This window comes from Pararoseomonas sp. SCSIO 73927 (assembly GCF_037040815.1).
Taxonomy (GTDB): Bacteria; Pseudomonadota; Alphaproteobacteria; order Acetobacterales; family Acetobacteraceae; genus Roseomonas.
The window spans coordinates 3,945,396-3,962,377 of record NZ_CP146232.1 but is presented as its reverse complement, the minus strand read 5'-3'; the positions used below and the strand labels follow the sequence as shown (position 1 = coordinate 3,962,377).

Below are 16,982 nucleotides of genomic sequence, written 5' to 3'. Positions count from 1 at the left end.
GGCGCCCGGTTTCCAAGCGGCGCGCTCATCCCCTTCCCCGCTCCGCCGCCGCCCTGGCCGCGCGCAGGGCGGCCGGCAGGCCGGCCACCACGTCCTCCGCCACCACCCCCGGCCCCTCCGGCGCCGCCTCGCCCTGCAGCCAGGCCGCGGCGCACGCCGCCTCGAAGGGCGCCATCCCCGCGGAGAGCAGCCCGCCCAGGATCCCCGCCAGCACGTCGCCCGTCCCGGCGGTGGCCAGGCTCGGCGGGGCGTTGTGATTAATCGCGGCCCGCCCGTTCGGCGCCGCGATCACCGTGTCCGGCCCCTTCAGCACCACCACGGCCCCCAGCCGCGCGGCCGCGCCCCGCGCCGCCGCCAGCCGGTCCTCCCCCACAGGCCCAAAGAGCCGGGCGAACTCCCCTTCGTGCGGCGTCAGCGCCGCCACGCCCCGCAGCCCGTCCGGCGCCCCCGCGAAGGCGCCGAGCGCCCCAGCATCCGCCACCACCGCCCGCCCGGCCGCGAGCGCGCCGCGGAGAAGGGAGCGCGTCACCTCGTCCGGCGCCAGTCCGGGCCCGATGACCCAGGTGCCGCGCTTCCCGTCCTCCAGCAGGGGCTCCGCCGGCGGCCCGGCCACGATCACCCCAGGCTCCCCGGTCCGGAAGGCCGATGCCGCCTCCGGCGCGGTCGCGGCCAGGGTCACCAGCCCCGCCCCGGCCCGGCGCGCGGCCGATGCGGCCAGCCGCGCCGCCCCGGGCATCGCGCCGCCCGCCACCACCAGGTGCCCGCGCCGGTACTTGTGGCCGGCCACGTCCTCAACCGGCAGGCTCCAGAGACCGGGGGCGTTCCGGAAGCACTGCCCCGCCTCCCCCGCCAGCCCCGCCCTCAGCGCTGCGTCCGGCATCCCGATATCGGCCAGGCGCAGCTCCCCGCAGAGTAGGCGTCCGGGCATCAACAGGTGCCCCGGCTTCAGCCGGGCGAAGGTCACGGTCAGGGCCGCTCCCGCCACCTCCCCCAGCGGCTGCCCCGTGCCGCCGTCCAGCCCGCTCGGCACGTCCACGGCCAGGATCCGCCCGCCCGCCGCGCGGAGCACCGCCACCGCCTCCCCGGGGAGAGGGCGGGAGGGCGCGGCGCCGAGCAGCGCGTCGATCACCAGCCCCGCCCGCGCCGCCTCCTCCGGGCGGAGGGGCACCACCGGCCCCCGCCAGCGGAGCGCCGCCTCCGCCGCCGGCCCGTCCGGCCGGGGCGCGGCCAGGGCCGCGACCGCCACGGGCCACCCCGCCTCCGCCAGCAGCCGCGCCGCCACGTAGCCGTCCCCGCCATTGTTGCCCGGCCCTGCCAGAACCAGGGTGCGGCAGGGCCGCCACCCTGCCATCGCGGCCCGCGCGACGGCCCGCCCCGCCGCCAGCATCAGCGCCGGCACCGGCACGACGGAGGCCGCGTCCGCCCGCGCCATGGCGGCGGGGGTGAGAAGCTCGAGCGGCCATTCGGCGCGGCGCGGGGCGGGAAGCCTCATGCCGGCCCAACGCGCGGCGCGCCCCGGCGCCGGAGGCGCCGACCCGTGGTCACGCATCCCGCCACTCCAGCCCGTCCAGCACCTCGCTGAAGCTTCCGGCCAGCCGGTGGTAGACGGCGGCCGTCGGGGGCCGCCCCGCGTCCCGCGCCTCCAGCCAGGCCTCGCCGGGGACCAGGACCTCCCCGCGCCCCGGGGCTTCCAGGCACAGGAAGTACTTCGCGTTCCCCTCCTGGCTCGCGAAGGGCAGCAGCGCGGCCGGATGGCCCCAGTCCCGCATCACCGGGACGATCTCCCGCAGGTCGCCATACTCCCCCGGCGCGCGGGACAGGCCGTGGAACAGGGCCACGTCCCAGAAGCCGCCGGGCGCGATCCATCCCTGGTCTTCGGGCAGCGGAGGGGAGGCCTCGGCCGGGAATCCGAGCACCGCCTCGCCCGGCCGCGCCCCCGCCGGAGGGAGGGGAGGCCCACCATTCAAGGTCAGGAGGAAGGCCCGGTAGTCATCTGGCAGGCGGAAGCCGAGTTCCGCCTCGAAGGCCTCCAGCTCCGCCGTGCTCGGCAGAACGGGGTGGGGCCGGATCGCAACGCGCATCGAACCTCTCCGCGGGGACAGCCGGCAAGCAACGCGCGACCCGGCGCGATGGCGCAAGGGCATGGGCTGGGCAACTGTAGGGGCATGGTTGGGTGCAGCCCGACGCGCGACCGCGGGCGCGCCCCGTGCCATGCTCCCCGCCGCTGCCGGGAATCGCCCCGGAGGCGGTCGGAGGGCGTGACATGGCCTTCGTGGTGGCAGTGGCGCAGCGCAAGGGCGGGGCCGGCAAGTCCACCGTCGCGGCCAACCTGGCTGTGGCCCTGGCGGAGGGCGGCGCCCGCGTGGCCCTGGCCGACACGGACCCGCAGGCCACCCTCGCCCGCTGGCACGGGCTACGGCCGAAGGGCGCGGCACCCCTTGCCTTCGAGAGCGGCGCCGGCTGGCGCGTGCCCCAGGCCGTGGCCCGGCTGGGGAAGGAGGCGGACTTCCTCATCCTCGACACCCCGCCCCACGCGGACACGGACAGCCGCCTGGCCATGCGCGCCGCGAACCTCGTCCTCATCCCCCTGCAGCCCTCCATGCCCGATGTCTGGGCCATGGAGGCCACGCTGGAGGTGGCCGCGGCGGAGGGCCGGGCCGTCGCGCTGATGCTCAACCGCGTCCCCGCCCAGGGCCGGGCGGCGCAGGAGGTGGCTGCCGCGCTGGCCGAGCGGAAGCTGCCCCTCCTCCCCGCCCCTTTCGGCAACCGCACCGCCTTCGCCGCCGCCTTCGCGGAGGGGCTGGGCGTGGTGGAATCCGCGCCCCGCGGCCAGGCGGCGGCCGAGGCGCGGGCGCTGGCGGAGGCGATCCGGCGGGAGGCCGCATAGGGGAGCTGCCCCTCCGGGGTCCCCTTTGAGAGCCGGGCGGAGTGGCGCCGAGTGGCTGCCGCCCCGCCGCTCACCCCTTTCCGGCCAGCTCCATGCGCCAGATCGCCAGCCCCGCCCCGACCAGCAGCGCGAAGCCGGCCAGGTCCCACCCGTCCGGCACCTCGCTCCAGAGAAGCAGGCCGAGCGCCGTCGTCCAGAGGATCGCGGAGTACTCGAAGGGCGCAAGGAGAGTCGTCTCCGCCGCGCGATAGGCCGCCGTCATGAGGAGCTGGGCCACGACCGAGAGCAGGCCCACCACCAGCAGCATCCCCCACTGCCAAGCCGTCGGCGCGACCCAGTCCGGGATTGCCATCAGGCCGGAGACGATCGCGGCGCCGATCGCGAACCAGAGCACGATGGTGATCCCCGCCTCCCCCGCCTCCCCCATCATCCGGATGGAGACCATGGCGTAGGCCCAGCCCAGCGCCCCTGCCAGGACCGCCGCCACCGCGCCGGGGTGCAGCCCGCCCCCGCCGCCGGGCTGCACCATGAGCAGCACCCCGAGGAAGCCGACGAGGATCACCGCCACCCGCCCCGCCCCCACCCTTTCCCGCAGCAGCAGCACGGAAAGCAGGATCAGGAACAGGGGCATGGTGAAGTTCAGCGCCGTCACGGTGGCCAGCGGAAGGTGCACGTAGCCGTAGAAGGAGCCGAACATCCCGGTCAGCCCGCCCACCAAGCGTTCCAGGTGCCGGCGCGGGTGGCGGGTGCGGAAGGCCCGCCGCAGCCCGCCCGGCGCGGTCCAGTGGGCCAGCGCCAGCAGGAAGGGCAGGGTCAGCGCGTTCCGAAAGAACACCGTCTCCGCCAGCGGGACGCCGCCCTGCAGCGCCTTGATCGCCGCCGCCGCGAGCGCGAAGAACCCGGCCGAGCCCGTGACGTAGAGGATCGCCCGCAGCCGCACGGCGCGCACCGAAGGGGCGGGGTTCGTCGGGCGCTCGTCCAGGGCGGACCTCCAAGGGCCGTCACGCGGCCTCAGCCCCTCTCTTCCCGCCCGTGGCCGCGGCCGGCAAGCCCTCCGCCAGGGGTGATTTCGCCCACCGCCGATCCGCTGTAGCCTCCGCCCCGCATGACCGAGACCGACGGCTCGACCGTTCCCGAACGGCCCCCTGAACGGCCCAAAACGGCCCCGCCCCTGCCGCCCCACCCGCTCTATCAGCCCGAATCGGACGAGGTGGTCTGGAACGGCCGCTTCCCCCTGCAGCGCGTGCGCTTCCGCTACCGCCGCCGCGACGGAACCCTCTCCGGCCCCCTCACCTGGGAACTGGCGCGGCGCGGCGAGGCCACGATGATCCTGCCCTGGGACCCCGCCACCGACCGCATCGCCCTGATCGAGCAGTTCCGCCTCCCCGCCCTGGCCGCCGGGGAGGAGCCGCGCATGATGGAGCTGCCCGCCGGCCTCGTGGAGCCGGGCGAGAGCGTGCCCGACACCGCCCGGCGCGAGCTGGAGGAGGAGGCCGGCCTCCGCCCCACCCGCATGAAGCCGATGGGCACCTTCATGCTCCACCAGGGCTACGCGGATGAGCGGGTGCACTTCCACCTCGCCGCCGTCTCGCTGGAAGCGGGCCCCGCCGCCACGCGCGGCCTGGCGAGCGAGGAGGAGGAGACGGCGGTGCTGGTAGTGCCCGCCGCCGAGGCCTTCACCATGGTCGCGGAGAACCGCATCCGCAACGCCCCCACCGCCCTGGCCCTCCTCTGGCTCCAGGTGAACCACGCGCGGCTGCGCGACGAATGGACCCGCTGATGCCCACAGAAGCCCTGTTCCGGCACGATGCCTACGCGGCGGAGAACCCGGCCACCGTGCTGGAGAGCTCCGAGGCCGGGGTGATCCTCGATGCCAGCGTCTTCTACCCCCGCGCCGGCGGCCAGCCCGGCGACACCGGCACCCTGGTATGGGAGGGCGGCGAGATGGGGGTGGCTGACACGGTGAAGGGCCCGGACGGCTCCGCCCTGCACGTGCCGGCCCCCGGCGCCCCGGTCCCGCCCGCCGGCACCAAGGTAACCGCGCGCCTCGACTGGAACCGCCGCCACCGCCACATGCGGATGCACACCACGCTCCACCTCCTCTGCGCGGCCATGCCCGGCATCTACGCCACCGGCAACCAGATCGGCGCCGACAAGTCCCGCCTGGACTTCGACCTGCCCGAGCCCCCGACGAAGGAGTGGGTGACGGAGCGGCTGAACGCGCTGATCGCCGGCGACCACGAGATCGGGGAGCGCTGGATCACGGAGGCCGAGCTGGACGCGAATCCCGGCCTCGTCCGCACCCTCTCCGTCCAGCCCCCGCGCGGCGCGGGCCAGGTCCGGCTGGTGCGGATCGGCGCGGAGGACGCGCCGGTGGACCTCCAGCCCTGCGGCGGCACCCATGTCCGCCGCACCGGCGAGATCGGCCGGGTGGAGGTGACGAAGATGGAAAGCAAGGGCAAGCAGAACCGGCGCATCCACATCGTGCTGGCGGAGGACGAGAAGTGACGACCGAAGCGAAGAACACCCTGGTTTCCACGGACTGGCTGGCCGGGGAGCTCGGCAAGCCGGACCTCGTCGTCCTGGACTGCTCCCTGGTCCTGCCCGGCGAACCCGGCGACAAGAAGGCCGCCTTCGCGGAGGCGCACATCCCCGGCGCGCGGCTGTTCGACATCGACCTCTTCGCCGATCCCGACAGCACCCTGCCGCACATGGTGCCCACCCCCGCGCGCTTCGCGAAGCTGGCGGGCGACCTCGGCATCTCGAACGACAGCCGCGTGGTGTTCTACGACGGGGCGCACGGGCTGCGTTCCGCCGCCCGCGGCTGGTGGCTGATGCGCCTCATGGGCCATGAGAACGCCTTCGTCCTCGATGGCGGCCTGCCGAAGTGGAAGCGGGAAGGCCGCCCGGTGGAGTCCGGCGAGGCCGCCCCTGCCCCCGGCGCCACCTTCGTCCCGGATTTCCGCGCCGATCGCCTGCGCGGCATCGGCGACATCAAGCGGATCGTCCGCCAGGGCGGCGGCGAAGCCCTCATCATCGACGCCCGCGCCGCTGCGCGCTTCCAGGGCACCGCGCCGGAGCCGCGCCCCGGCCTCGTCGCCGGCCACATCCCCGGCGCCGCGAACATCCCCTTCACCGAACTGCTCGCGGAGGACGGCACGATGCTGCCGCCCGAACAGCTCCTCGCCCGCTTCGAGAAGGCAGGGGTGGAGCGGGAGCAGCCCGTGATCCTCTCCTGCGGATCCGGCGTCACCGCCGCCGTCCTCGCCCTCGGCCTCGTCCAGGCCGGCCTGCCCGAGGGATCCGTCTATGACGGCTCCTGGACCGAGTGGGGGCTACGGCCGGAGACGCCGAAGGTGACGCCCGGCGCTGGAAAGGCTTCCGCCTGATGGCCGTTAATAAGGATACCGGCCTCGGCTTCTCCACCCGCATGTCCCATCACGGGCGCGCGGGGGCCAGGGAGCACGGCTTCGTCAACCCGCCCGTCCACCGCGGCTCCACCGTGCTCTTCCCGGATTGCGGGTCCCGCAAGTCCGCGGCGGCGCAGCGCTACGAGCAGGTGCTGACCTACGGCACCGCCGGCGGCCCCACGCACCACATGCTGGAGGACATGGTAGCGGAGATCGAGGGCGGCACCCGCGCCCTCATCGTCGGCACCGGCCTCGCGGCCTGCATGGTCCCGCTCTTCGCGTTCCTGAAGGCCGGCGATCACTGCCTCGTCCCCGACAGCGTCTACGGCCCGGTCCGCAACTTGGCGGATGGGTTGATGCGCGGCTTCGGGATCGAGACCACGTACTACGACCCGATGGTGGACGAGGCCGGCATGGCCGCGCTCATCCGTCCCAACACGAAGGTGGTCTATACCGAGAGCCCGGGTAGCCACACGTTCGAGCTGCAGGACATCCCAGCCATCGCGCGCGCCGCTCACGCGGCAGGCGCGAAGGTGCTGATGGACAACACCTGGGGCTTCCACACCTTTCAGCCCTTCGAGCACGGCGTGGACGTCTCCATCCAGGCCCTCACCAAGTACGCCGGCGGCCACTCGGACGTGCTGCTGGGGAGCGTGACGGTGAACAGCCCCGAGGACTGGCACGCCGTGAAGGGCGCGGCGACCCAGCTCGGCCAGTTCGCCAGCCCCGATGATTGCTGGCTCTGTCTCCGCGGCATCCGCACCCTTCCGGTGCGCCTCAAGCAGCAGGCGGAGAACGGGCTGGCGGTGGCGCGCTGGCTGGAGGAGCGGCCGGAGGTGCTGCGCCTGCTGCACCCCGCCCTGCCCTCCCACCCGCAGCACGCGCTGTTCCAGCGAGACTTCTCCGGCACCTGCTCGCTCTTCGGCGTGGTCCTTCAGCCCCGCTACTCGGACGGGGATGCGGAGGCGGTGGTGGACGCGCTGAAGCTCTTCGGGATCGGCGCCTCCTGGGGCGGCTACGAGAGCCTCGCCCTGCCCACCGCGCCCTCCATCAGCCGAACGGTGACGAACCCCCGGGACTTCGGCGGCCCCATCATCCGCCTGCATATCGGGCTGGAGGACACCGAAGATCTGATCGCGGACCTTGCCGGCGCGATGGACCGGCTGCCGCGCTGAGGCGTGGGGCCAGCGGGGGCGCCGGCGCGTGGGCGCCGGCGCCGTCCGTCAGGCGGCGGCCTGCTCCGGTCGCGCTGACGCCCTCTCCCCGCGCTCGGCCCCGCGCCCCAGGGCGTAGCCGGTGGCGGCCCAGCCCGCCGCGATCGCGACGCCCACCACCATCGCCGCGACCGGGCTGCTCGACACCGCGTCCACCGCCGTCTTGATCCAGGAGCTGACCGCGTCCCCGCCGCGGTAGACCACGGTGTCGATGGCGTTCTTCGCCTTGTACTTCGTCTCGGCGTCGACGGTGGTGAACAGCATCTCCCGCCCCGGCCGCACCAGCGCGTACTCGCCGACGCGGCGCAGCACCATCACCGCCACCAGCACGCCGAAGGTCGGTGCCAGCGCCAGTGCGCCGAATCCGACGGCCATGCCGAGCGGCACCGCCGTGAGCAGCACGCCGACGCCGAGCCGGCGCGTCAGCCGCCCGGTGACGAAGACCTGGATCAGGATCGTCAGCGTCTGCACCACCGCGTCGATGGTGCCGAAGACCTGGGTCTGCTGGACCCGGCTGGGGAAGGTGGCGCGAACCAGCCGCGCCTGCTCGAAGTAGAGGAAGGTGGAAACCGAGGCGAGCAGGATCACGAACAGCGCGATGCCCAGCAGGTAGGGCGAGCGCAGCACCAGCGTCAGCCCGGCGATGACGCTGCCGCGCATGGCCCGGTCCGCGCTCTCTCCGGTCGGCGTCGCCGTCCAGCCCTGCCGGTCACGCCAGCGGAACAGCCAGGCGGCGCAGAGCAGAGTGCCCAGCAGCATCGCCGCCGAGAGGAACAGCAGCCCCGCCAACCCCAGCGGCGCTACCAGCGCCGTGCTGAGCAGCGGCCCGGCGAGGCCGCCGAGGCTGGCCCCGGCGGCGATCTGCCCGAACAGTCGCTTCGCCTGTTCCGGCTGGAACACGTCCGCCATCAGGCTCCACGCCAGCGAGATGACGAAGAGGTTGAAGACGGAGAGCCACACGTAGAAGACCCGGCCGGCCCAGACATCCTCCGGGTCAAACAGCAGCACGAAGCCGAAGCCGATCAGGGTCACCGCCGACGCGCCGTAGCACACGGCCAGCAGCCGCCTGCGGGGAACGCGGTTGCTGAGCCAGCCGTAGACCGGCAGCACCACCAGCGTCGCCAGGAAGGTGGCGAGGAACAGCCATTGCAGGTTGTTCACGCCGCCGGCGATGCCGAAGGTCTCCCGCACCGGGCGGAGCATGAAGTAGCTGGCAAACACAAGAAAGAAGAGCAGGAAGCCCATCAGGACCGGGAGAAGCTCGCCCGGCCCGGCGACGAGCAGCCGTCCGATCCAACCGCGATCCTCCGGGCGCAAGGGCGCGGCCGCCTCAGAGGCCATCGCCCCCCTGGGGGCGTCAGAGGCCATCGCCCCCCGAGGGGCGTCAGAGACCATCGACGTACTGCTCCATCCGCCGGCGCATCGCCGCATCCGGCATCCGGCCCTGCGCCGCCTTCAGGTTGTCGTCCACGTAGCGGGCCTGGGCCATGCCGGGGATCGCGCAGGTCACGCCCTCGTGGCTGACGAGGTACTTCAGCATGAACTGCGCCCAGCTCGTCACGTCGATCTCCGCCGCCCATTCCGGCAGGGGCTTGCCCTGGGTGGCGCGGAACACGCTGCCGCGGCCGAAGGGCAGGTTGATGAACACGGCCATGCCGCGCTCCCGGGCCAGCGGGATGATCCGCTCCGCGGCGTTGCGGTTGTCCAGCGCGTAGTCGATCTGGATGGAGTCGAGCTGCTCCCGGCGCATCATCGCCTCGAAGGCCTCGTACTGCCGATCGAAGCTCGTGGTCGCGCCGACGTAGCGGATGCGCCCGCCCTGCTTCAGCTCCCGCAAGTAGGCCAGCTCGTTCGTGATGTCGCGCAGGTTGTGCACGGCGATGAGATCGATCCGGTCCGTCCGCAGGTTCCGGAAGGAGGCGTCGATCTGCGCCCGCCCCTGCTCGATGTTGTCCACCCCCACCTTGGTGCAGACGAAGAGGGAGGGCCGAATCTTCAGGTCATCCATCAGCCCGCCCATGATCGCCTCGGCCTGGCCGTAGGAGGGAGCGGTGTCCACCACCGTGCCGCCCAGTTCCTGGAAGCGGCGGAAGGTGTCGCGCAGCGGCGCCACGTCCTCGCCCGGCTTCACCTCCTCGTAGCGCCGGGCGGAGCCGAGCCCGACCACCGGGATCATCTCGCCGGAGGAAGGAATGGGCTTGCGGATCAGGGTGCCCGCGGCTGGCTGCTGTGCCCCTGCCGCCCTGGGCAGGGCCGTGGCGGCGAGGCCGGCGCCCGAAAGGGCAAGGATGGTGCGGCGGGTGGCATGCATGGCGTCGTCTCCCCGGAAGGACCCCCGCCGCCGCGGGATGCGGCGCGGAACGGCGTCGTGGCCTCTGAATGGGGATTGTTGCGCGAAACGGAAGACGCAGGAATGCCCCTGGCACGCCGGACGCGGCGATCCTGGAACGTAGCCGGAGGGGCAGCGCCGCCGAGCGCTGCGGTCAACCGGACCAGCGACCGTGCCGCGCACGGGTTGTTGATGACCGGAACGGAACGAAGCTTACGGGGCCGCGCGGCGGGCCGAGACTCAAGCGGCCGCGCAGGCCTCGCAGGTGCCCTCCACCTCCACCGTCGCCCGCGCGGGCTGGAAGCCCGCCGCCCGGGCGGCCGCCGCCACCGCGGCCGCCACGCTGTCGTCGGACAGCTCCTCCGTCCGACCGCAGTTCCGGCAAATGAGGAACTGGTGCGGGTGCTCCTCGCCGTGCGCGTGCGCCGATTCGGTGCAGGGAATGAAGGCGTTCAGCCGCTCAATCCGGTGGATCAGCCCCTGGGCCATCAGGAAGTCCAGCGCCCGGTACACGGTGGGGGGCGCCGCGCCGGGCCGCTCCGCCCGCAGCCGGTCCAGCAGCGCGTAGGCGCCGACGGGCTGCGGGGCCTCCAGCACCATCTCCAGCACCCGCCGCCGCAGCGGGGTCAGCTGGGCGCCGCGGCGCAGGCAGGCCGCCTCCGCCTCGCGCAGGGCGCCGGCAGGGTCCGAAGGGGCGTGGTGGTGGTCGTGCTCGCCGTGGGGCATCCGGTCCTCGGGCGCGCGGGCCTTCCGCGGGCGCCGGCCCTATATAGGGGGCATGACCACGCCGCCCAACCGCGCGCCCGAGCGCCCCGCCGCACTTCCCGCCTGGAACCCGCCCTCCCCGGAGGCCCGGTCCCGCTTCCTTGCCGCCCTGAAGCCCGATTCGAACGGCCTCGTCGCCGCGATCGCCCAGGTCCATGGCACGGGCGAGGTGCTGATGCTCGCCTGGATGAACGGCGAGGCGGTGGAGGAGACCCTGCGGACGGGCCGCGTCACCTACTACAGCCGTTCCCGCAAGGGGCTGTGGCGGAAGGGCGAGACCTCCGGCCAGGTGCAGCACCTGATCGACCTGCGGCTGGACTGCGACGGCGACGCGCTGCTCGCCACGGTCCACCAGGACGGCGTGGCCTGCCACACCGGCCGCCGCTCCTGCTTCTCCTGGGGATTGCAGGGTGAGGAGGTCCGCCCGCTGGAACCTGTCCGCGCCGATCCCGAGGCCCTCTACGGCCGCCCCGGTTGACGCCTTCCGGCGGCGGGGGCTTCCTTCCCCCGTCCGACGGGAAGGAAGGCCGCATGCCGCTCACCATGCCGGAGGAACTGATCCTCCTGATGCTCGACGACCGCAGCGGCCGCCTGCACGAGACCGCCGGCCCCGCCTCGGGCTACGCGGTGGCGGGCGCGATCCTGGCGGAGCTGGCCCTGCGGAACCGGATCGACACGGACCCGCAGCGCCTCTTCGTGGCGGACCCGGCCCCGACCGGTGATTCGATCCTCGATCCCGTCCTCTCCCGCATCGCCGCCGATACCGGCCCGGGCGCGGGGGAAGGCGACGTGCCGCATGACAGCCGCTACTGGATCGAGACGCTGGGGCGGGAGGCCGAGACCTACCGGGAGGCGATCTTCGCCCGCCTGGTCGCCCACGGCATCCTGCGGGAGGAGCAGGGCCGCTTCCTCTGGATCTTCCCGGAGCGCCGCTACCCCGTGATCTCCGACAAGGAGGAGCGGGAGGTGAAGGCGCGCCTGACGGGCGTGATCTTCAACGACGACATCCCCGAGCCGCGCGACGCCCTCCTCATCGGTCTCTGCCGTGCCGCCGGGCTGCTGCCCCTGATCCTGTCCGGGGAAGCGCTGGAGGGGGCGGAGCCCCGGATCCGGCAGGTGGCGAACATGGAGGAGCTCAGCCGCTCGCTCGGCAACGCCGTGCGCGACATCTTCGTCGAGATGGCCCGCTACACGCCCATCATGTAGGCGGGGCATAAAGGGGCTCGCGCCGGCGGTCGGGCCCGCCTATGCAGCGGGCCATGCCGGAGAGCACCTCCCCCCTCCTCTACGTCGTTGCCGGAGAGGCCTCCGGCGACGTGCTCGGCGCCCGCCTGATCGCGGCGCTGCGTCGGGTGCGGCCGGACCTCGCCTTCGCCGGAATCGGCGGCGCCCGCATTGAGGAGCAGGGGGTGGAGAGCCTGTTCCCGATGCGGGAGCTGGCGCTGATGGGGCTGCTGGAGGTGTTGCCGAACCTCCGCAGCCTTGCCCGCCGCATGGACCAGACCGTGGCGGACATCACGGCCCGCCGCCCCGCCGCGCTGGTGACGATCGACAGCCCCGGCTTCGCCCTGCGGCTGGCCAAACGCGTGAAGCCGCTGGGCATCCCCGTCATCCACTACGTCGCCCCCCAGGTCTGGGCCTGGCGCCAGGGCCGGGTAAAAGAGATGGCGCACCGACTGGACCGCATCCTCGCCCTGCTGCCCTTCGAGCCGCCCTTCTTCGAGAGGGCCGGCATCCCCGTGACCTTCGTCGGCCACCCCGTGCTGGAGAGCGGCGCGGACGGGGGCAATGCCGCCCGATTCCGCGCCGCCCATGGGCTGCGGCCGGAGGAGCGGGTGGTGCTGGTGATGCCCGGCAGCCGCCGGACGGAGATCCGGCGCCTCCTTCCCATCTTCGGCGAGGCGCTGCGCCAGCTCTCCGCCCGCGTGCCCGGCCTTCGCCCGGTGGTGCCGCTCGCCGGCCCGGTGGAGGAGGCGGTGCGCGAGGCGGCAAGGGGCTGGACGCCCGGCCCCATCCTGGTGCGGGACGTGGCGGAGAAGCACGACGCCTATGCCGCCGCCCGCGTCGGTCTCATCAAGTCCGGCACGTCATCCCTGGAGGTGGCCCTGGCCGGGGTGCCCATGGTGGTGGGGTACAAGGTGAATCCCGTCACCGCCGCCATCGTGCGGCGGCTGGTCAAGGTGAAGTACGCCAGCATCGTGAACCTGCTGGCCGAGGCTCCCGTCATCCCCGAATTCATCCAGCAGGATTGCCGCCCGGAGGCGCTGGCCGCGAGGATGGAGGCCCTGCTCGCGGATGGTTCCGAGGCAACCGCCCAGCGCGAGGGCTTCGGGCAGGTGATGCACCTGCTCGCCCCCCCGGGCGGCGGCAGCCCCAGCGAGGCGGCCGCCCGCGCCGTGCTGGACGCCGCGGCGCTGGCATGAAGAAGGGGCCGCGGCTCCAGCCACGGCCCCCTCCCCCTTTTCAGCGGCGGATCAGACGCCGGGCATACGGCCCTTGCCCGTGGTCGCCGCCGTGCCGCTCACGGTCGTGCCGGCGTTCCGGTCGTCCTCAACCTCCACCTCGGTGTGGCGCACCGTGTCGGAGATATTCTGCTGACGCTCCTCCACCTGCTTGCGGATGACCAGTTCCTCCTTCACCCGCGCTTCCTTGGAGACCACGGCCTCCTCGGCGTGCTCGGTCGCCTCGATGGTGCGCTCGCGGAAGGCGTCGTCCGCGGCGGAGAGGGGCAGGTCCACCGGGCGGCGCTCCACCTGCACGCGCTCGTCGCGCAGCGTGACGGACTCGCTCACCGGGGTCTCGACGACGTAGGAGCGCACGCGCACCCGGCCGCGATCCGTCTCGCGCTTGGCCACGCGGAGCTGCTCCTCCACGACGGGGATGCGCTCCTCCCGCGTCTCGCCCGCGCCCATGGCGCCGGCCGCAGCGGCGCCCGTGGCGGACGTGCCCAGGCCGGACGTGCCCACGCCCGCAGTGCCAGCCGTCGAGGCGCCCGCCACCGGCAGCGGGGTGCCGCCCACGGCCGGGGTGGAGGTGCCGCCCATCGTCGCCGCGCCGATGGCGGCGGAGGTGTTCATCGGCATGCCCGTGCCCTCGGAGTCATCGGCGCGGTAGCCGCTCCAGCCGCCCGCGCGCCACTCCGCCTCGCGGGCGTCCAGGTCCACGGCGCCGTGCTGCTCGAAGATGTCGAGGGCATGGTCCACGAGGCCCTCATCCACCTCGGCCGTCACGACGAAGCCACCGCGGCGAATGCCCTCGGAGTAGGCGTAGCGGTCCTCGTCGGGGATGAAGAGGTCGCGCAGCGAGGCCCAGAAGCCGCGATCCTCGGCAGCGCCGGTCCCGGTGGCGGTCGTGCCGGCACCGTGCACGGAGATCCTGGAGGGGTTCACGCGGTCATGCTGGCGCAGGTGCTCGGCCACGGCATCGGCCTCGGCGCGCGAATCGAACAGGCCGGTGATGGTGCGGGTCATGCGTGCTCTCCTTAGGGGGGTGGGGAGGAAGGGGTACGCTAGCCTTCGGGGGCCTCGGCCGCGGGCTGGACGCGCTCCACCGCGGCGTGTTGCACGCGCCGCGTGGCCGGCTGCTCCACGCTGCGCTCAGTGTCGGTCAGCCGGAGATGGATCTCCTCCCGCAGGACCAGCCGCTTCTCGACGACGAGGACCTCCTCGACGACGGGAATGATGAGGACGTCTCCGTCCTGGCGAACCTTCGGGACTTCGGTGACGGTCTGTCCCACCGGCCGTCGCTCCACCTCGGCCGTGCGCGTGCGCAGCGTCTCCCGCAGCACCTCCTCCACCGTCTCGGTGGAGAGGGTGACGCGGACACGCCCGGTTTCCACGGCACGCTTCTCGACGCGGAGCGCTTCCTCGACGAGGGGAAGCACGGTCTCGGCGGCAGCCTCGTCCGTCATGTCACCCTCGTCGTGGACCCGGCCTAAAAACGGCCGAGTCGCGGAGGGGTTGCCGCGGGAGTGGCGGCCGTTATCTGGCGTGGCGCTTCGGGCGGGCCTTGCGCCGGAGCTCCATCAGATCCGCCTCCTCCCGCGCCGCGTTGCGCAGCAGCGCCTCCTGCCCCCACCGGTACTGCGGCGGGCAGAAGGTCCGCACGCCGTAGCGGGCCGCCGCCTCCATGGTGAAGGAGGGATCCACGAGGTGGGGCCGCGCCAGAGCCACCAGGTCGGCGCGCCCGGCGGCCAGGATGGTGTTCACCTGGTCCGCGCTGGTGATGCTGCCCACCGCCACGGTGGCGACCTTCGCCTCGTTCCGGATCATGTCGGAGTAGGGCACCTGGAACATGCGCCCGTACTGGGGCGCGCTGCGCGCCACCGTCTGGCCGGTGGAGACGTCCAGCAGGTCGCAGCCCTCCTCCGCGAAGGCCCGGGCAATAGCCACTGTATCCTCGTCCGTCGTGCCGCCCTCCGCCCAGTCGGTGGCGGAGACGCGCACACTCATCGGCCGGTCCGACGGCCACGCGGCCCGGATGGCGCGGTAAACCTCGAGCGGGTAGCGCAGCCGGTTCTCCAGGACGCCGCCGTACTCGTCCGTTCGGTGGTTCGTCAGGGGCGAGAGGAAGCTCGCCATCAGGTAGCCATGCGCGCAGTGGAACTCCAGCATGTCGAAGCCCGCGCGCGCCCCGCGCCGCGCGGCCGCAACGAAATCGTCCCGCACGCCGTCCATCTCCGCCCGGGTGATCTCGCGCGGCACCTGGCTGTTCGGGAAGTACGCGATCGCGCTGGCGGAGACGATTGGCCAGCCCCCCTCCTCAAGCGGCTGGTCCATCCCTTCCCACATCAGCTTGGAGGCACCCTTCTGCCCGGCATGGCCGAGCTGCAGCGCGATCTTCCCCGCCCCGTGCGCGTGGCAGAAATCGACGATCCGCTTCCAGGCCGCCTCCTGCGCGTCGTTCCAGATGCCCGCGCAGCCCGGCGTGATCCGTGCCTCCGGGGAAACGCAGGTCATCTCCGTGAAGATCAGCCCCGCCCCGCCCGTGGCGCGGGCGCCGTAGTGCATGAGGTGCCAGTCGTCGGGCATGCCGTCCTTGGCGGAATACTGGCACATCGCGGAGACGGTCACGCGGTTCGGCACGGTCATGTTGCGCAGCCTGAAGGGCTGGAACATCGGCGGCGCACCCGCGGCGGGTGAGAGCCCTTCGGCGCGCACCTCCTCCTCGAACAGCTCGCGCGACTCCTCCACGAACTCCGGCGCGCGCAGCGCCAGGTTGTCCCAGGTAATCGCCTTGGCCCGCGTCATCACGCCGAAGGCGAAGCGTGTCGCGGGCATGTGCCAGAACCGGTCCACGTGCTCGAACCACACCAGCGAGACGTCGGCCGCGTGCTGGATCTTCTCCACGTCCTCGCGCCGGCCGGTCTCGAAGCGGCGCAGGGCCTCCTCGACCGTTCCGCCCTGCGTGAATGCGCCGTGCAGCGCGATGGCATCCTCCATCGCCAGCTTCGTGCCGGAGCCGATGGAGAAGTGCGCCGTCGCCTTGGCATCGCCCAGCAGCACCACGTTCCCCTTGGACCAGCGCTTGCAGCGCATCATCGGGAATTGCCGCCACATGGAGCGGTTGGTGATCAGCCGGTGGCCCTGGAGTTCCTCAGCGAAGACCTCCTCCAGGAAGGCCGCGCTCTCCGCCTCGCTCTTGCCCTCCAGCCCGGCCCGCTCGAAGGTCTCCGGGTCCGTCTCCAGTACCCAGGTGCTCGCCCCCGCCTCGTACTGGTAGCAATGGGCGATGAAGATGCCCTCGCGCCGCTCCTTGAAGAAGAAGGTGAAGGCGTCGAAGGGCCGCGTGCTGCCCATCCAGGTGAAGCGGTTCGGCCGCAGGTCCACCGAGGGCTCGAAATGCGCGGGATCGCTGTTCCGCACGGCGCTGTTGATGCCGTCCGCGGCCACGATCAGGTCCGCGTCCGGGAAGTCGGCCGGCGTCACGTCCCGCTGGAAGGCAAGCTCTACCCCCAACTCGCGTGCGCGCTGTTGCAGCAGCAGCAGGAGGGTCCGGCGGGAGCAGCCGCAGAACCCGTTGCCGCCGATGCGGTGGGTCTCGCCCTTGGCGTTGATCTCGATGTCGTCCCAGTAGGCGAAGGCGTCCCGGATCGCCTCGTAGGAGGGGCGGTCCGCCCTCTCGAAGGTGTCCAGGGTCTGGTCGCTGAACACCACGCCGAAGCCGAAGGTATCGTCGGACCGGTTGCGCTCCACCACCGTGATCCGGGCTTCCGGCCGGTCGCGCTTCATCAGGATGGCGAAGTAGAGGCCGGCCGGCCCGCCGCCGATGACCGCGATCCGCATGGAGAGCCTCCTGGGTACCCGAACCCGAATAATTTAGGCTTCAACTATTGGCGCTTTCAACACGCTTGCGGGCCGCCGGGAAAACATTTTAGG

Annotated in this window: 17 protein-coding genes; 8 read left to right on the top strand and 9 right to left on the bottom strand. The window is 73.0% G+C overall.

Annotation, left to right across the window (positions count from 1 at the left end; all coding sequences use genetic code 11):
- Window positions 1–25 precede the first annotated feature (25 nt).
- Together VQH23_RS18680 and VQH23_RS18675 are read right to left on the bottom strand one after the other, a co-directional pair.
- Window positions 26–1,492 (bottom strand): NAD(P)H-hydrate dehydratase, encoded by a 1,467-nt coding sequence (locus tag VQH23_RS18680; protein ID WP_338662236.1) that lies wholly within the window; start codon window positions 1,490–1,492, stop codon window positions 26–28.
- 49 nt (window positions 1,493–1,541) lie between these two features.
- The gene (locus VQH23_RS18675) at window positions 1,542–2,081 is read right to left on the bottom strand and encodes an SMI1/KNR4 family protein (RefSeq protein ID WP_338662235.1); all 540 of its coding nucleotides are present in this window, start codon (window positions 2,079–2,081) and stop codon (window positions 1,542–1,544) included.
- A 182-nt stretch (window positions 2,082–2,263) separates the two neighbouring features.
- Between VQH23_RS18675 and parA the strand changes: the two genes are divergently transcribed.
- A complete protein-coding gene (gene parA / locus VQH23_RS18670; RefSeq protein ID WP_338662234.1) occupies window positions 2,264–2,887 on the top strand; it encodes a ParA family partition ATPase in 624 nt (207 codons plus the stop codon).
- A 70-nt stretch (window positions 2,888–2,957) separates the two neighbouring features.
- On the opposite strand, the gene VQH23_RS18665 is transcribed toward parA, so the two are convergent.
- Window positions 2,958–3,836: a DMT family transporter gene (locus VQH23_RS18665; protein ID WP_338662233.1), complete on the bottom strand. Its 879-nt coding sequence runs from the start codon at window positions 3,834–3,836 to the stop codon at window positions 2,958–2,960.
- 156 nt (window positions 3,837–3,992) lie between these two features.
- On the opposite strand from VQH23_RS18665, the gene VQH23_RS18660 reads away from it, so the two are divergent.
- Genes VQH23_RS18660 through metC form a run of 4 tightly spaced genes read left to right on the top strand, consistent with a single transcriptional unit; the run spans window position 3,993 to window position 7,472 of the window.
- Window positions 3,993–4,667, top strand: a complete 675-nt coding sequence (locus VQH23_RS18660; RefSeq protein ID WP_338662232.1) for an NUDIX domain-containing protein — start codon at window positions 3,993–3,995, stop codon at window positions 4,665–4,667.
- The gene (locus VQH23_RS18655; protein ID WP_338662231.1) at window positions 4,667–5,395 is read left to right on the top strand and encodes an alanyl-tRNA editing protein; all 729 of its coding nucleotides are present in this window, start codon (window positions 4,667–4,669) and stop codon (window positions 5,393–5,395) included. Before VQH23_RS18660 ends, VQH23_RS18655 begins: the two co-directional genes overlap by 1 nt.
- Window positions 5,392–6,276, top strand: coding sequence for a sulfurtransferase (locus VQH23_RS18650; protein ID WP_338662230.1), 885 nt, complete (start codon window positions 5,392–5,394; stop codon window positions 6,274–6,276). Before VQH23_RS18655 ends, VQH23_RS18650 begins: the two co-directional genes overlap by 4 nt.
- Window positions 6,276–7,472, top strand: coding sequence for a cystathionine beta-lyase (gene metC / locus VQH23_RS18645; RefSeq protein ID WP_338662229.1), 1,197 nt, complete (start codon window positions 6,276–6,278; stop codon window positions 7,470–7,472). The genes VQH23_RS18650 and metC overlap by 1 nt, the downstream gene beginning before the upstream one ends.
- A 48-nt stretch (window positions 7,473–7,520) precedes the next feature.
- Here metC and VQH23_RS18640 read toward each other — a convergent pair whose 3' ends face one another.
- The 3 genes from VQH23_RS18640 to VQH23_RS18630 all read right to left on the bottom strand — a co-directional run bounded on the left by VQH23_RS18640 (window position 7,521) and on the right by VQH23_RS18630 (window position 10,566).
- Window positions 7,521–8,852, bottom strand: a complete 1,332-nt coding sequence (locus VQH23_RS18640; RefSeq protein ID WP_338662228.1) for an MFS transporter — start codon at window positions 8,850–8,852, stop codon at window positions 7,521–7,523.
- Window positions 8,853–8,895: 43 nt separating this feature from the next.
- A complete protein-coding gene (locus VQH23_RS18635) occupies window positions 8,896–9,822 on the bottom strand; it encodes an aldo/keto reductase (protein ID WP_338662227.1) in 927 nt (308 codons plus the stop codon).
- Window positions 9,823–10,080: 258 nt separating this feature from the next.
- Complete coding sequence (locus VQH23_RS18630; RefSeq protein WP_338662226.1) at window positions 10,081–10,566, bottom strand: Fur family transcriptional regulator; 486 nt, start codon at window positions 10,564–10,566, stop codon at window positions 10,081–10,083.
- A gap of 52 nt (window positions 10,567–10,618) precedes the next feature.
- On the opposite strand from VQH23_RS18630, the gene hisI reads away from it, so the two are divergent.
- The 3 genes from hisI to lpxB are packed head-to-tail and all read left to right on the top strand — an operon-like array spanning window position 10,619 to window position 13,028.
- The gene (gene hisI, locus VQH23_RS18625; protein ID WP_338662225.1) at window positions 10,619–11,083 is read left to right on the top strand and encodes a phosphoribosyl-AMP cyclohydrolase; all 465 of its coding nucleotides are present in this window, start codon (window positions 10,619–10,621) and stop codon (window positions 11,081–11,083) included.
- Window positions 11,084–11,136: 53 nt separating this feature from the next.
- Window positions 11,137–11,811, top strand: coding sequence for a GPP34 family phosphoprotein (locus tag VQH23_RS18620; RefSeq protein ID WP_338662224.1), 675 nt, complete (start codon window positions 11,137–11,139; stop codon window positions 11,809–11,811).
- A gap of 53 nt (window positions 11,812–11,864) precedes the next feature.
- A complete protein-coding gene (lpxB, locus tag VQH23_RS18615) occupies window positions 11,865–13,028 on the top strand; it encodes a lipid-A-disaccharide synthase (RefSeq protein WP_338662223.1) in 1,164 nt (387 codons plus the stop codon).
- 51 nt (window positions 13,029–13,079) lie between these two features.
- Here lpxB and VQH23_RS18610 read toward each other — a convergent pair whose 3' ends face one another.
- The 3 genes from VQH23_RS18610 to VQH23_RS18600 form a co-directional block, all read right to left on the bottom strand.
- Window positions 13,080–14,075, bottom strand: coding sequence for a YsnF/AvaK domain-containing protein (locus tag VQH23_RS18610; RefSeq protein WP_338662222.1), 996 nt, complete (start codon window positions 14,073–14,075; stop codon window positions 13,080–13,082).
- Window positions 14,076–14,113: 38 nt separating this feature from the next.
- Window positions 14,114–14,515 (bottom strand): DUF2382 domain-containing protein, encoded by a 402-nt coding sequence (locus VQH23_RS18605; RefSeq protein ID WP_338662221.1) that lies wholly within the window; start codon window positions 14,513–14,515, stop codon window positions 14,114–14,116.
- 70 nt (window positions 14,516–14,585) lie between these two features.
- On the bottom strand, window positions 14,586–16,889 hold the full coding sequence (locus VQH23_RS18600; protein WP_338662220.1) for a bifunctional salicylyl-CoA 5-hydroxylase/oxidoreductase: 2,304 nt from the start codon (window positions 16,887–16,889) through the stop codon (window positions 14,586–14,588).
- Window positions 16,890–16,982: the final 93 nt, after the last annotated feature.